Origin of the sequence: Methylohalobius crimeensis 10Ki, from assembly GCF_000421465.1 — a bacterium.
Taxonomy (GTDB): Bacteria; Pseudomonadota; Gammaproteobacteria; order Methylococcales; family Methylothermaceae; genus Methylohalobius; species Methylohalobius crimeensis.
Genome location: NZ_ATXB01000002.1, coordinates 94,740 through 108,617, shown reverse-complemented (window position 1 = coordinate 108,617; position 13,878 = coordinate 94,740). Strand labels below are relative to the sequence as shown.

At 56.4% G+C, this 13,878-nt stretch carries 13 protein-coding genes and 1 CRISPR repeat array; of the genes, 3 read left to right on the top strand and 10 right to left on the bottom strand.

All coding sequences use genetic code 11. The annotated features are described in order from the left end of the window. Positions 1 to 30: 30 nt before the first annotated feature. Both H035_RS0114210 and H035_RS0114205 read left to right on the top strand, forming a co-directional pair. Positions 31 to 690 carry a PspA/IM30 family protein gene (locus tag H035_RS0114210; RefSeq protein WP_026596635.1) on the top strand — a complete coding sequence of 220 codons (660 nt, stop codon included), beginning with the start codon at positions 31 to 33 and terminating at the stop codon, positions 688 to 690. Between the two features lie 14 nt (positions 691 to 704). Next, positions 705 to 2,024 (top strand): hypothetical protein, encoded by a 1,320-nt coding sequence (locus tag H035_RS0114205; RefSeq protein WP_022949633.1) that lies wholly within the window; start codon positions 705 to 707, stop codon positions 2,022 to 2,024. Positions 2,025 to 2,183: 159 nt separating this feature from the next. On the opposite strand, the gene H035_RS0114200 is transcribed toward H035_RS0114205, so the two are convergent. The 10 genes from H035_RS0114200 to H035_RS0114155 form a co-directional block, all read right to left on the bottom strand. Next, positions 2,184 to 2,477, bottom strand: coding sequence for a HigA family addiction module antitoxin (locus H035_RS0114200; protein ID WP_321162858.1), 294 nt, complete (start codon positions 2,475 to 2,477; stop codon positions 2,184 to 2,186). Then, on the bottom strand, positions 2,365 to 2,808 hold the full coding sequence (locus tag H035_RS22655; protein WP_321162857.1) for a type II toxin-antitoxin system RelE/ParE family toxin: 444 nt from the start codon (positions 2,806 to 2,808) through the stop codon (positions 2,365 to 2,367). The genes H035_RS0114200 and H035_RS22655 overlap by 113 nt, the downstream gene beginning before the upstream one ends. A gap of 366 nt (positions 2,809 to 3,174) precedes the next feature. Next, positions 3,175 to 4,970: a CRISPR direct-repeat array (repeat unit 28 nt; unit sequence GGTCGATCCCCGCGTGTGCGGGGTAACC). A 48-nt stretch (positions 4,971 to 5,018) separates the two neighbouring features. Then, positions 5,019 to 5,330, bottom strand: a complete 312-nt coding sequence (gene cas2e, locus H035_RS0114190; protein ID WP_022949630.1) for a type I-E CRISPR-associated endoribonuclease Cas2e — start codon at positions 5,328 to 5,330, stop codon at positions 5,019 to 5,021. Beyond that, the gene (cas1e, locus tag H035_RS0114185) at positions 5,302 to 6,198 is read right to left on the bottom strand and encodes a type I-E CRISPR-associated endonuclease Cas1e (protein ID WP_022949629.1); all 897 of its coding nucleotides are present in this window, start codon (positions 6,196 to 6,198) and stop codon (positions 5,302 to 5,304) included. The genes cas2e and cas1e overlap by 29 nt, the downstream gene beginning before the upstream one ends. Beyond that, the gene (locus H035_RS0114180; RefSeq protein WP_022949628.1) at positions 6,195 to 6,902 is read right to left on the bottom strand and encodes a type I-E CRISPR-associated protein Cas6/Cse3/CasE; all 708 of its coding nucleotides are present in this window, start codon (positions 6,900 to 6,902) and stop codon (positions 6,195 to 6,197) included. The genes cas1e and H035_RS0114180 overlap by 4 nt, the downstream gene beginning before the upstream one ends. Further along, on the bottom strand, positions 6,893 to 7,636 hold the full coding sequence (gene cas5e, locus H035_RS0114175; RefSeq protein ID WP_022949627.1) for a type I-E CRISPR-associated protein Cas5/CasD: 744 nt from the start codon (positions 7,634 to 7,636) through the stop codon (positions 6,893 to 6,895). Before cas5e ends, H035_RS0114180 begins: the two co-directional genes overlap by 10 nt. Beyond that, positions 7,633 to 8,802, bottom strand: coding sequence for a type I-E CRISPR-associated protein Cas7/Cse4/CasC (gene cas7e, locus H035_RS0114170; RefSeq protein WP_022949626.1), 1,170 nt, complete (start codon positions 8,800 to 8,802; stop codon positions 7,633 to 7,635). Before cas7e ends, cas5e begins: the two co-directional genes overlap by 4 nt. A gap of 12 nt (positions 8,803 to 8,814) precedes the next feature. Continuing rightward, entirely contained in the window at positions 8,815 to 9,345 is a 531-nt protein-coding gene (gene casB, locus H035_RS0114165; RefSeq protein WP_022949625.1) for a type I-E CRISPR-associated protein Cse2/CasB, read from the bottom strand. Continuing rightward, positions 9,323 to 10,879 (bottom strand): type I-E CRISPR-associated protein Cse1/CasA, encoded by a 1,557-nt coding sequence (gene casA, locus H035_RS0114160; RefSeq protein WP_022949624.1) that lies wholly within the window; start codon positions 10,877 to 10,879, stop codon positions 9,323 to 9,325. The genes casB and casA overlap by 23 nt, the downstream gene beginning before the upstream one ends. Continuing rightward, positions 10,876 to 13,521: a CRISPR-associated helicase/endonuclease Cas3 gene (locus H035_RS0114155; protein WP_022949623.1), complete on the bottom strand. Its 2,646-nt coding sequence runs from the start codon at positions 13,519 to 13,521 to the stop codon at positions 10,876 to 10,878. The genes casA and H035_RS0114155 overlap by 4 nt, the downstream gene beginning before the upstream one ends. Positions 13,522 to 13,590: 69 nt before the next feature. Here H035_RS0114155 and H035_RS19895 point away from each other — a divergent pair, with 69 nt between their 5' ends. Beyond that, positions 13,591 to 13,833, top strand: a complete 243-nt coding sequence (locus H035_RS19895) for an AbrB/MazE/SpoVT family DNA-binding domain-containing protein (protein WP_022949622.1) — start codon at positions 13,591 to 13,593, stop codon at positions 13,831 to 13,833. The last annotated feature ends 45 nt before the right edge of the window (positions 13,834 to 13,878 follow it).

Sequence of the window (13,878 nt, the reverse complement as noted above, 5' to 3'; positions counted from 1 at the left end):
TTGATTCGTCGAAAAACAGAGGAAAAATTCATGACAACCCTGAAACGCATTTATATCAGCCTGAAAAGCCGCATCGACCAAGTGGCCGATGATTTTGAAAACCACGAAGCGCTCGCCGGCGCGGCGATCAAGGAGCTGGAAGCGGCGGGATCGAGCACCCGCGTGCAGCTGCATCGCTTGAATCGACTCGTGCGCCAGTATGAGGAAAGGCTGACCGATCTGGAAAACCAAGCCCGACGCTGGTCGGAGCGTGCGGTGCAAATACGCGAGAAAGACGAGGAGAAGGCGCTCCGATGCGTCAAGCGTTTGCGCGAAACCCGTCATGCGATCGAGCGCATCGAACAATTGCGGGAGGAGACCCGCCGGCAAGAAGCCAAGACGCGCGCCGATCGGGAGGCGATCGAAACCAAATTGCAAGCGCTGAAAAACAAAAAAGCGCTGCTGGCGGCCAGGCAAACCCACGGACTCGCCCATGCCGCCATCCATTCGGGGGAGGAAATGGGCGGCGAGGATCCGGAGGCGATATTTCAACGCTGGGAAGAAACGGTCGCCGGCGCTGAATGCGGTTTTAGGGAAAGCGATGCGGTCGACGGGTTGGAAGCCGAATTCCGGGAAAAAGAGGATGCCCGGGACTTGCGCGCCATGCTCGATGAGCTGGTTGCCCAACGCAGCGATTCCGGTACATCTTGAACGGGAGGCCCCCCATGTACGCACAGCAATGCTCTACCGAGATTCATCCAGCGATCGAAGCGCAATCCGAGCCGGAAACTCGCTCGAACCGGGGCGGCAAAATAACCACCTATTTCCGCTGGGCGGGAACCCTGCTGATTGTGGTTTCCGCGCTCGGTTTCATGATCCAGGGGCATGCCGACCTGGTGCCCGCCTACCGTTATTGGGTGGGGCTCGCCTTCACCCTGGTGTTGTGCGGCGGCGGTCTGTTGTGCGCCTACGGCATGCGGGAAACCCGGGGCGCGCGGATATTCTTCGGCCTGGGAACGGCGTTCGTCTCGGTCCAGGTGTCTCAGGTGGGCGCGATGATCTACGCCTGGTGGCACGGCCAGGCCGCATCGCAGCCCGCCTATGGCTGGTTGCGGTTCATGGACGTCAGCCCCGCACTGATCGCCGTCGACCTCGTGCTGACGGCAATTTTGTTGGGCTCGGTGAGCTATGCCGGTTTTTCCATCCTGGCGCGCAGGCACACCAAACGTCTCATGCAGGCTGCCATCGTCGGCAACGCTTTGTTGCTGATCCCCGTGCGCGATGGCCATTGGGTGGTGTGGCTGATCGCCGGATTATTCCTGTATGGGCGCGCGGCGGAGCGGTGCTTGCACCGGGATTACGCCATGCAAACCTGGGAGGGCCGGGCCGCCCGGGCGCTGCTGGTATTGCCGCTGGCCATCATGATCGGCCGCAGCCTGTTGCATCCGGTGTCCTATCCCTTGGTCCTGGTGCTCTGCGGGATTTTGGCAATCGGTGCGATTCACGATCTGAAGCGCTATACCCGATCTCCGCAGTTGCTGTATTGCGGTCAGTGGGTCGGCACCTTGGCGGCGCTGGTCGGATGGCGGGTGGGGTGCGAGGCATTTTTTGGCGGGATCGGCGGCTACAACGCTCACCTGCTGCCCTTGAGCGGGCTGCTGTTTTTCCTGTCCAGCCAGGTGACCTATCATTCTCGTCTGTATCGCACCTTTGCATCCCTGGTGGCGGCGTTCGGCGTTTGCGCCGCCTTGCTGGATACCCAAGCGTGGGCGCCCGTCACCGCGCCGGGCGCCGGCATCGCGCTGACGGTGGCCGGGATGCATTACCGGGAGAAAATGCCGTTGCTTTGCGGAAGCCTTTGTTTGGTTGCCGGAGTGCTGTTCTATGGCCGCTACGCCATGGATTATTTCTCGGCCATCCCCTGGGTCGGCACCATCGGGTTGGGATTGATCGTCATCCTCGCCGCTTCTTGGCTCGACCGGCAGGACCGACGGCTTTTCCGCAAAGCGGGATATTATCTGCAGCAGTTGAAATCCTGGTCTTGATGCGTTTATCCGGCCGGGCGGAAGTGATAGGACTTCCGCCCGGGGGTGGCCGGGACAGCTCCAGGTTTTGAAGGTCAACGGCGCTGTTTTCGAGCCTTTTCACCCCATTGGGCGCTTACGACATCGGCGCCCGCCCTCCGACCCGGTCGTTAACCCCTGTCAGGTGTGACGAGCCGGCTCGAAAGGCTGGATGTGAGCCAAGACGTCCCGCATCGACTCCCGAGCCACGGCCATGTCGTAATCGGTTTGCAACCCCACCCAAAAACCGTCGCTCATGCCGAAAAAGCGCGACAGGCGCAGACCGGTATCCGGTTTGATGGATCGCTTGCCCGCGACGATCTCACCGATGCGGCGCTGAGGCACCCCGATTTCCTTGGCCAGCCGGTACTGGCTGATGCCCATCGGTTTCAGGAATTCCTCCAAGAGAATTTCGCCTGGATGGACGGGCGGCAACTTCCCCGAGGATAGATCCGCTACATCGGAAAAGTCCGTCTGCTCCAGATCTTCGGCACGAATGTTCATATAATCTCTCAATGGTAATCCACAATCTCGACATTCCAGGCATGGCGTCCCGCCACTCGAAGCAAACACGCCATTGGTTGTTGATGCGGATACTCCATTGACCCTCCCGGTCGCCGGAAAGTTTTTCCAGCCGGTTGCCGGGTGGAATACGCAATTCTTCCACGGAAGCAATCCGATTCAGAAGCGCCAGTTTCCGACGGGCGGCTTTTGAGACAGTCAAAACACGGTTCCCTGCGCAGGGACGGGAGACCGAATCGCACATTCCTCCTGTCAAGATAGATGTTGCATTGCAAGATCTGACGCTATTGCCTCATAACGTTGGAATGTGAGAACTGACACCGTCGTCTCAGGGGTTGGGTTGTTCACGGCATCCAGGAGATGCCCCAGGGCGTCCAGGACGGGGCGGTCGTCGACTTCGATTTGGATCATCGGAGCACTTTATCTGTTCGATCAGGTCTACAATATAGGGCGCGGATGTGACACGGTGAAATTCTCCCGGCCGTAGCACGGTCGCCTGACCGGAGCATTATGCGGGGTTTCGGGTCATCCGGTGGGAGGCCCCGCCATCCGCTATACCCGCCTTGCTGTCTCAGAATGCGGCGAATTTCGCTGTCTCGCTTCGCCTGATGGTCGATCCCCGCGTGTGCGGGGTAACCCTTAAAGCCGATATCGAAGCCAACAGCGCCGAAGGTCGATCCCCGCGTGTGCGGGGTAACCGCGGCCCGCGCGATAGCCGGACTGGCTATCATGGGTCGATCCCCGCGTGGGCGGGGTAACCATCGGCTATCCCCACAAAATTAAATCGGCCCGGGGTCGATCCCCGCGTGTGCGGGGTAACCGCCGCCGCCTGGCGTTTTTCGCGCGCCGACGGAGGTCGATCCCCGCGTGTGCGGGGTAACCCCATTGGGTGAGTCCCTGTACGTCGCCTGGACCGGTCGATCCCCGCGTGTGCGGGGTAACCGCCGGCGTGGACGATCCCCGCCGCTGCCCCCGGGGTCGATCCCCGCGTGTGCGGGGTAACCAGACAATCAGGCAGGGACCACATTAAGCTCCAGGGTCGATCCCCGCGTGTGCGGGGTAACCGGCAATCCGTCATCGTAATCGACGCCGTAGTCAGGTCGATCCCCGCGTGTGTGGGGTAACCGCATCCCATCCGCGCTCAATCATAACGGGTATGGGTCGATCCCCGCGTGTGCGGGGTAACCATTGTCCGCCCATTAACCTGTCGATAATAAGTGGGTCGATCCCCGCGTGTGCGGGGTAACCGAGAGTCAAATATTTAGGAGAAAACCATGATCAGGTCGATCCCCGCGTGTGCGGGGTAACCGCGAGGTAACTAAATCAGGATTGCTGGAGGTATGGTCGATCCCCGCGTGTGCGGGGTAACCTGAACTAGCGACATCGAAACACTTCGGAATTGAGGTCGATCCCCGCGTGTGCGGGGTAACCGGTTGTTGTTTCAACACTCGAGCGAGGGACGAAGGTCGATCCCCGCGTGTGCGGGGTAACCCATAGCGGGTGGCGTCCAATAGATCGTCCGGGGGGTCGATCCCCGCGTGTGCGGGGTAACCACTGCACGAGATCAAAAAAAATAGCCCAAGTAGGGTCGATCCCCGCGTGTGCGGGGTAACCCTAGAGTCTTTGATTGTGTCGCGGGATACCTGAGGTCGATCCCCGCGTGTGCGGGGTAACCGATCTATCGGCCACGGCCAGTCTCTCCGCCTCGGGTCGATCCCCGCGTGTGCGGGGTAACCCCTTTCCCATATGACATAACATTTACTCCGGTTGGTCGATCCCCGCGTGTGCGGGGTAACCGGTCAAGGATACGTCCGCCTCCGGCGTGGTCAGGGTCGATCCCCGCGTGTGCGGGGTAACCCCGAGTTTCAGCGCCGGCTCGCTGACCGTGCAGGGTCGATCCCCGCGTGTGCGGGGTAACCGCGGCCGGCCCGGGCCATGTATTGGTCGAGCAGGGTCGATCCCCGCGTGTGCGGGGTAACCTGACGCAAAAAAATCTCGAACTGGCGCTTAAAAGGTCGATCCCCGCGTGTGCGGGGTAACCCCGATTTCAGCGCGCAGACGATCCCGCTGCCGGGTCGATCCCCGCGTGTGCGGGGTAACCATCGCTCACCGAGATGACCCAGGCGGTGCGGGAGGTCGATCCCCGCGTGTGCGGGGTAACCCAGTTTGGCGGCGCGGCGCATCACGTCGTCCAGGGTCGATCCCCGCGTGTGCGGGGTAACCTTTGAGTCGCGGGAAATTTGAGCTGCCCTTTGAGGTCGATCCCCGCGTGTGCGGGGTAACCGGTGGGCGGCATGTGCGCGCCTTGCGGGGATCGGGTCGATCCCCGCGTGTGCGGGGTAACCCGCCGTCGCATCCGGGCTGATCGATGGCGAGGAGGTCGATCCCCGCGTGTGCGGGGTAACCTCTTAACCATAACATTTTGTTAAAGAACAAAAAATTCAATCATTCCCTCTATTTGATAGAGGGTGTTTTATTTTTTCGACTTAAGACAATGCCATCTATTTCAATCAAATCGATAGGAGGTAAACCCAAGGTTTTGACAGCTTGGCCTCCGGGAGTTTGCGGGTCTTGCCAGAGCATGATGATCGATGCCTCGGTCTCGATCGAAAACCACTCCTCAAGAACTTTCCAGATACGCTGCCGAACGGCGGGAGATTGGCGGGGAGCACTGTAAACGCCAGGGGCGAGCTCTAACATAGAAGAAGCCAAAAAACCTCGAATCCGGTCTGAAACGTTACGAGTTACCACCACTGTCATGCTCATGGAGCAACTCCTTGATCCGGTCGATCATATTGGGAATCAACTTATGTTTTCGGAACCACGTAGCCGCTTCGCGTCGTATTTCCCTTTCGAGAGAAATTTCCGGATCGTTCATCGCTCGCTTGGCGACCGAGAAGGCCATAGGAAGGGTAATGTCGGCACGCCACAGATCGGCGATATCGAGCGTGAAAGCATTACTCGAATCTTCATGAATGAAGCCAAGAGGTGGGAGTGCTCCCACTGCTGCCACTGCTACGTCAGCGGCTGCTTCGACAAAGGTGGCGGCATGATTAATCGCTTGATTGGGGGGGTCTGCGGCGTTGGGGTTGTTACGGTTATAGCGCCTGCCCTTCCAAGGTATTCCGTACCTCTGAGCAGTGATTTTATAGAGTTCTTTGACCCGCCCGCCTTCGATTCCCCGTAAGACGGTGATGTCTCGATGGGGAAGTACCCGTCCAAAACGGAAAGCATAAAGGCGTCTGGCTGTATCGAGACGTTTTTTCTTATTCGCCCAAAGTTGGGCATGGGCGCGGGCAATATCGGAACGTCCTTGTCCCATGGGCGGTGCGGTATAAAATTTGACTCCACCTTCTCCGATGGCTGCAAGCAAGGTTCCGTGCCGGGCAAGAAGACGGAGAGTGTCATGACTAACGGTAGTTCCCGGTCCCATCAGGATCATGGAAAGGGTCTGATAAGGTATGGCGTAATTCCCTGGTGCAATGTCATTGCTACCGGCGGCGCGGAAGTGCAGGGTACCGTCTTCTACATACAAATTACCCTTGTTAAGCCATAAGAGGCCGTGACGGTCGGTATGGGGAATTCTTGATTCTGCAAGTCCTAACCGACCGGGAAACAAGGTGCTGCGGCTCATCTTGGTGGCCTCAATAACAACATCCCATAACCAAAAGCGCGGTGGCGCCCGATTCCGCGGGCAACAAGTTGGAAAAATTTATTCTCCTCTTGGATGACGCATTCGCCGCGTAATAAAGCTTGAGGTCTCATAGGGTGGAATCTTTTTCGTTGGTGATTCTTCGTTTGTGTGCGTCGTGTTTGACGTATGAGTTGGAAACCTTCGAGCCGTAGGTCATGAATCTGTGCTGCGGTGCTGAATTGTTCTTCCAGCCATTGTCGATATATTGAGGTGCGATCCAGAATGTTTTTTTTAGGGGTATGGTCGGCATGTACAAGAAATACATCCTTCTCGCGGACACCGGAGGTCGTAGACCGGCGGCGGACTGGGCAACACAGAACCTCGAATGCCAATCGCCGTCCAGATTGCCACTGAGGCATTTTGCGGCTGTCGACGTATTCGGGTGGGCAGGCAGCATAGACAGCCGGATCAGCAAAATTAGTCAGCCGGTCGCGCAAGGCGGCGGCATCGACCGTACTATAGGCAAGCACCCGAAGTGGTCGGGGTCGTTTTAAAAATAGCCGGAAAGGCTTGGGAGCCAATTCACCGAAGGCAGCCTTGAGCCACGCGTGGAGGCCATAGCCGAAGTCTTCGTCATCCAGCCCTTCCCTATGCAGAAAGCGCAGCCAAGCGGCCTGATCAATTTTGAGTTCGATCATGTACATGAGTCACCCTCTTGTAAGAGACCTTCGGTACGTAAGCGGCTACCGGCGGGAAGCTGGTTGGCCCAGTCGCGAAGGTCATAGACCCGCCGGGTTTCCTCTCGCTCGTGAATGTCGAGTTCGGCAGGCCAGCAAGCTTCCATGTCAGCTTGATCGGTTTTTTCCCCGTGACGGTTCCATCGGGGTAACTGCCGGAGAATGTGAAGGAGGTCCGGGCCTTCGGCAAGTGGGGTTTCGGGGTCGAATAGGGGGCGAGAGGGAATGCAGGCCTTACGGCCTAAAAAAAGAGGCCGTGCGGGATGGTGCAAGGCGGATAGGAGGAAGGTTAGGTCGGGATTGCCAGACCCTTCGAGGGTGAGCACCAGGGTCATGAGTCCGTCCATCCAATAATGGCGATAACGCTGATGGGTACCAAATTTAGCGCTTTGACCGCCTGCTCGGTGTTCTGGATTTCCACGTGTAGTCCAGCCCGGTTTACTCATTTTTGGCTGGCTTAGATCAACAGTATGGTAGTCTACAACTCGTTCGGGCTTGACGTCCCAACGGGCGGCATAGCGAAGTCGGCGTTGTAGGTTTTCTAAACGGTCAAAGTCTCCATGATGCCATCCTAGGGCGTTGGCAAGAAGGCCGGTTAGCATGGCTTGACCGGGAAAACGTTCGATGAAGCCATGCTGGTCGATGATGACTCCTCCAAAGCTCATCATCGGTGCATCCAAGCGAAGGACCAACGCTTTCATGGCGCTCTCCCGAAAACATCGTCGAGACTGCGGTCGATGGCTTGCTGTAAGCTCAACACCGGTTCTTTGTCTCGAGGCCAATTGTACAATGAGCTGATGTAGCGATTTTCTCCGGTATTTCCGTACATCTTTTCCAGGGCATTCAAAAAGTTTGCCATGGCTTCGACCGATTGCGCCAAAGGATGGCGATCTTCCCGCATCCGGAGAGGTTGCAGGTAGGCGTTGGCTAAACTGCGCGGTTGGGCCTGGCCGCTTTCAAGAATCAAGTGCTCGGCACAGGCGTAAGGCGCGGTGGCACCCAACTTGGCTCCGGGGCTAACTTCGGCGATGGCGTGAATGAGTCGGTCGAGTACGGTGCGAGCGTCGTTATGATCCTGCTCGCGCCATTCTTCGAGTTTACAACCGGTAAGATTAGAGACAAGTAAGGGGATGTCCACGGTGACATAGCTGTAAAAAATACCGGATCCGAGTTCCATATCCCCGGCGTGGGCTGCACCGGTTTCGTCTTCAGCTAGGTCATCCACGACAGTGAAGAAGTCCACCTCGGTATCTAGGGCGTGGGTTGTGAAGGCATGGGCCACGTGTACCGGTGCATCTACCCGGGCGAGCACGTCGGAAGTGACAAAGCGGCCAAACAAGGCGCCTTCGAGACCTGCCATTGGATCTTTGATCCCTGCTTGGAGGAGGAGAGCACGGAAATTGTTTTTGCTTTTTTTGATGCGTTCATCGATCAGTGTTGTGGCGTCCTTGTCGTCGCCAGCAGCATCCGCCTCCTTGAGGAGTTCAAAAAAATAATCCGCCTCCGGTTTGCCGAACAGCACCGGTTGTTTCATCTCCAGGCTTTTTTTGTCCAAGGCATCCTTCTCACCGGCGGCAGTGAGCAGGCCCTTGGCCAGATGCAGAATAAGCTTGTTGGCGCGGTCTTCATTTATGCCGCTTCGCATGAGCCGTTTTTTTAGCTCACGACTGAAAAAATGCCGGGTACGCTGTCCGATGGGCAAATTCACCTGTTTTCTAAGCCATTCGGTCCAGTGCCGTTTCAGACATTGGCTGGAAACTCGCATACGGGTGCTTCCACCGAATGGGATACGCTTGGCGAGACCGGCGTCGTCGCGATTGAGAAGACTGGCGTGATAGGAAGTCAGGGTATGAATTTGCAGGAACATGAAATTCTCCTTTCAGGTTGATTGTTTGTCTTTGTTGTCCAGGTTTGTATAAAAATCCTTGGCAATTCGGGCATGGATTTGATCCTGCTTTATTTCGTTGCGCGTCAGAAGGAGGCGGGCCGCATCCGTCCAGTCGAAGGGCGTGGCCTTGGATGCCAAAAATCGGATAGCGCGCAGGAAGAGGATTCGGCGGACATCGCCCCTTGCCTCGAGAAGCCGTTCCAGCCGCGCTTCGCTGTAATTGTTTTCGGCCAGGGCAGAGCCGTAGCCATATCTTGGCCGGTGGATGGCCGGCGACATGAGAGCCATACCGGCGACCAAGGTTTGCCAGTCGGCAATCTGAAATTCCCAACTTTCAGGAAGATGGCGCAAGGCGAAACGGTAAAAATAAATGGAAGGCGATTGATCCGGGGTCATGCGGCGCAACGATGCCCGCTCGCCAGTGGGAAAACCGGAAGCGCCAATCACGCCAGCAATATGGGCGATGGTATGGTACAGTTCGTGTGATTTAGGGGCGGTATCAGAGACCTGCGGCTGTATCATGGCGATTCTCCTTTAATTGCGGGAAATAGTGGTAAAGTGCCCCCCAAAAACGGCCCTCGGCCTGGGTGCGGCTACGCCAGCGGCGCCCACTATGAGCGGGCATGGCCTCACTGGTTTCGTTGAGTACGTCAAAAGCATGATTACGCAGGCGCTCGATCCACTCGTGTTGGGCTGCATCTTCATCGAAATCCTCGGGTACCGACCAGAACCAGGGAAAATAGTCATCGGACCAGAGGGTATTGAAGCGACGTTGGGATTTTTCCCACCAGTCTTGGGCCGAATCGCGGTCAAACTGGATTTTTTCTGGTGAGCCTTCCAGATAAGCAAAGACTGCCGGTTTCAGAACGCGATTCTGCATTTGTTCGGCGAATTCGATGGCAGTTTTGGCAAGCGCTGCAAGTGGTTGGCGTCTTTCGGGTGGCCCGAACAGGCGCCGGCGGAATGCATGAGGGATTGGTATCCACTTCTCGCAAAAGCCGTCGGTGGTTCCCTGTCCGCGCACTAATACGGAAACTAATAGCCACACGTCGCCTGGACGTTCAGGGATAGGTTGATGAAGCTCCGTCAGCTTGAGGGAATCGTGAAAGAGAATACGTCGCAAAAGCTCTGAAGTTATACCGGTTGGCCCAACGGTAAGGGCGGCTTCTCCCTTTTTGTTGGCCAGATCGATGGGTAACCAGGCATCCCCGACACGGCCTTTCAGTTCCTTGGCAGCTATACGCGGTTGATCGGTAGTGATGCACATCCCATAGATTGTATCTTCATTCAGATAACCGAGACGCACTCGTCGGCAGATTTCCAGATAAAACGGGTCCAATGTCTTTAAATCAAGTCCGGTTTTACCGTCCCACTCCCGAAGCCAGACCAACACCAGCCCTGTTGGATCATAGCCCCACGGACTAGCCAGGGTTTCGGTACGGTGTGGAAAAAGACGTTGTACTGCATCGCGCCATCGGTGGCCTATGCGGCGGTTGTGGACGATTTCTACCACCGGGCGGTTCCCGAATCCGCTATTCATGCGGGATATTCCCGGGTTTCCACGACCGAAATATCCACTCATAGTCTGCAGACTAACCAGCGCGTAGATCCACTCGTCTAACTCTGGCAGGAAGGCACGCGCCTGTTTGAGGTCGTGATTCTTGGCGGTGGGTAGAAGATCCAATTCGTCAGGGGTTTCCGCTTGAAGTTTGAGACGTCCATGATCGGATTTGGGCAGGGGCGGCTGCATGAAGGCAGGCCGGCTTAAGTCTTCCACGACCAGTGACCAGGCGTCATCGTTACCTTTGGCCAAAGCGCGCAAGCCGTCGCGCCAATAGTCCTCGCTCTGGAGCGGATCGTTGTCGCCTTGTCTGGCTAGCACGGAAGCGGCGAGATAGCAGAGAAAAACGTGGAAGGCATCCTCTTGGTGGCGCTGTAATCCAGGTAGGCTGTCCACTTTATCGCGGCCGAGGGCAGCGAGCAGGGCGGGCAGATTCATCCAAGTTAGACCTTTTGCCGTTTGGACGCGCAGCAGGTTGTTGGTAAGCAGATTCATGAGTCCTCCTTTTCCAAACCAAAGCGGGTATAGCGATACCGCCAATCTTTGCCGGTGCGCTGATCGCGCAGGCTTACACAAATTTCTTTGGCCGAGGCGGAAGTCACACTGAGCGTTTCTACTGGCTTCTCAGGAGCCAGATGGCCGGGGATGACTAGTTTCGTGAGTGCTTGGCCAAAAGGGCCGGTGACTTTGCGGTCGAGCATTATTTCGAGATTGCCCACACCAAGGCGGGTTGCCACTTTGCTATTCGCTTCGTGGTATTCGAATTCTCCAAACAACTGATTAAAGGGTAGCAGAACCATGTTTCCAGAGAGCTCCTTGGCCAAGCCTTCCCCTTCGACATTTTGGGCATGCCGCAGCCAACGGTTGCTGGTCAGGGACTTCAGAGACTCGGGGTGGGTGATTGCCTCTACCAGTCGGCGGTTGTCTGTGGGGATCTGCACAGCCGGGCTGGCCGCCAGTACTCGTTGGGTGAGTTCCAAGGTACGCAGGTCCGCATACACACTGCCATACCCCAGGCCTTTGTAGTTGCCGAAAACGTTTCCATGATTGTCCAAGGCGTTTTCCAGATCCTCATGTTCTGGGATTAACACCAGACACCGGGGTGTCTCGAATCCACTAGGCCGAGTGCGTTGGTGACGGTGCAGTCGACCCACCCGCTGAAGGAGCACGTCGGCGGGACAGAGATCGGAGATCAAAAGATCCGCGTCGATGTCCAGACTCTGCTCCAGGGTTTGGGTACCAATGAGCAGTAAAGCGTCGGGAGACGAGTCCCTGCCAAGGCACATGCTCACCGATTTATCCAAGATCAAACGATCTTCCGGGGCAAAACGGCCGTGGTGTGGGCAAACGATTCCATGGCATCGGAACAAATGGCTTGAATCCATTTGCTCTTCCAAGATTCTTTGAAGGGCAATGGCGCGGGAGACAGTGTTCATCACCACCAACACCTTAGCACCCCCATCCAGGGCTGAAGCGATCCGCTCGCCTATAGCCTCCGGGATAAACGCATGAGGCACTAGCTCGAACTCTACCGTTTTATGGTTGGATTCTCGTATCGGTCCACAGCTCAGTGTCTGGCCACTGCCTAGGGTGAGTGCCGGATAATCTATGGCTTCGGCTGCCTCCAGTGAAAGATGCTTTGATTTGTCACCATCCATTTGGAGCAAGTCGGTCCGAGCATGGGAACCCAAGGTGGCAGAAAGCAGCAAGGCGCGGCCGCCCACCGCCAAGTGATGATTTAGGAGATGACGCAGTAAGGCGGTCATGTAGATGTCCGAGGCGTGGACCTCATCCACCACCAACAGGCTGCGGCCAAGGCATACCGAACGCAGATGGGCGTGTTTGGACTGGACGCAGGAAAGTAGGGCCTGGTCGACAGTACCTACTGCTACGGTAGCTGCGAGAAAGCGTTTGGGGTGTTCCGCAGCCCAGATCCGCTCCCTGCGTCGCAGATCTTCGTCATCCTGCCACAGATTGGCAGCGTCAACATCGGGCAAGATGTGCTCGGGTGGTAGGCCGTCCACTTGAGCGTAGCCGGGAACCGCAAGTACTGTTACAGGGCGATTGTCCGGTTCGGGAAACCAGCGCGCCAGGGTTTCGTTCACACGTCCGTAAAGTTCACGGGCGGCGACACGAGTGGGAAGGGCGAAATACAAACCATCTACTAATCCAGCCGAAAACAATGTGCAGAACCAATCCAGTGCTGCCTCGGTTTTACCTGACCCAGTTTCCGACTCGGCGATGAGGAGACAAGTGGTGGGGTCATGTGGATCCAATTCGTGAAGCCGTTTCTGGAGGGGCCGGGGTGGAAATCTAAACCGATCCTCAAATGTGCAGGGTCCTTTAGCCAGATGATGCTGCAGGTATGTCGTATCCAATCCAATTCCTTTGAGCATACCGGGAATGATTTCCCGGTTTTGATAGGATCGTTTAACAGGATCCATTCGTTGTATGGGGAAATGAGCCGGGTGGGAACCTAGCCAGTCGGCGAGCATCACCAGTCCTGCAAAAAGATGGTGGAAGCGGGGCTCGGCGGGCAGCGGTATTCCAGAGGGGGCGAAGGCACGAGGAAAAACCTTACGTGCCTGCTCCATCAGATTTGCAACCTCCGTGAAGGGGTTCCAACCTCTCTTAGGCTGCCACCATTCGGTTTTGGCAAGGAAATAGTTACCTGTTTGTTCGCCTTTGAAACAAAGGGGCTGGCCGTGGTGAGACCAGGTTGCTAGAAGCAGGCTTTCCAGTATTTCAGGATGATCGGTATCCACCCAGGGAAACAGCGCTTCAATGTCCAAGGCTTGCGCGAATCTATGATTGAGTGTTTGTTCTTCAAACAGCGGCGCTAGCTCTCGAATATGACCGGCCCGTCGCGACTTAGGATCAAAGACCTTGAACTGAAAGCCCAGGTTGGCTTTGCCCACATCGTGAAGCATGGCGAAGACCGCCAATCGTTCAAAATCCAGTCCACAGAGTGCTCTTCCAGCAGCAAGTTCTAAACTTCGCCGAATCCCGGCCAACTCAACGAGTTTATGGAAAGTCATGGCTACATCCAAGCAGTGTGCTGCAAGGGGTAAGCAGGAAGGACCGTTTTTTTGGAATTTCCCCCAGAAGATGCACTTTAAATTCTCAATTGTAGTCATCTATCAAATTTCTCAGTAATGTATGTTGATCAGGATTATTTTGCTTCTTGACCGGAACAAGATAAGCAAATGGCGTTTGAAAAAATCGTCAAGATCTCATCCAAAGGGCGAATAACCTTACCCAAAGCGGTGCGTGACTTGCTCAAAACCGACATGGTCAGGATAGTCGCTGAAGACAATAAGATACGTATCGAACCGGCCGAGGAGCTCGATGGCAGTTTGAATCGATATGCGAAGCAATACGTCCCGTTGGCGAAAGTTCGGCAACAGGTTTCGGGTCAAGTAAGGCGTGACAAATCTGGGGGCAGTTGAATGAAGGGGACCGTTCCTCGGGCAATCCAACCTGCGGCAGGAACC